Source organism: Vibrio sp. 970 (assembly GCF_033339075.1).
The window spans coordinates 1-635 of record NZ_JAWOTW010000450.1; the positions used below are offsets into that span (position 1 = coordinate 1).

At 49.0% G+C, this 635-nt stretch carries 1 protein-coding gene; it reads left to right on the forward strand.

Annotated features, from left to right (window positions below):
- Nucleotides 1–33: 33 nt before the first annotated feature.
- Nucleotides 34–635: isocitrate lyase (gene aceA / locus R7Q11_RS27230; protein ID WP_225467114.1), on the forward strand; the 602-nt coding region annotated here is incomplete at its 3' end.

The following is a 635-nucleotide window of genomic DNA, read 5'->3' on the forward strand; positions in this document are numbered from 1 at the left end:
ACAAAAGTGCAAATAATAAAGAGGGATAGACCAATGACATTGACTCGCCGCCAACAAATTGAAGCTCTGGAAAAAGACTGGGCAACGAATCCACGCTGGAAAAACGTAAAGCGTACGTATACTGCAGAAGAAGTCGTAGAACTGCGTGGCTCGATGGTACCAGCAAATACAATCGCACAACGTGGTGCTGATAAGCTGTGGTCACTGGTCAACGGCAGTGCGAAAAAAGGTTATGTAAACTGTCTTGGTGCACTGACAGGTGGTCAAGCCGTACAACAAGCGAAAGCGGGTATCGAAGCGATTTACCTATCAGGCTGGCAGGTAGCGGCAGATAACAACACTGCATCGACTATGTACCCGGATCAGTCGCTATACCCAGTGGACTCAGTGCCTTCAGTGGTTAAGCGCATCAACAACTCTTTCCGTCGTGCTGACCAAATTCAGTGGGCGAATGGCAAGTCTCCTGAAGATGAAGGTGGTATTGATTACTTCCTACCAATCGTAGCGGACGCAGAGGCGGGCTTTGGTGGCGTGCTAAACGCATATGAACTGATGAAGTCGATGATCGAAGCCGGTGCCGCTGGTGTTCACTTTGAAGACCAACTCGCTTCGGTTAAAAAATGTGGTCACATGGG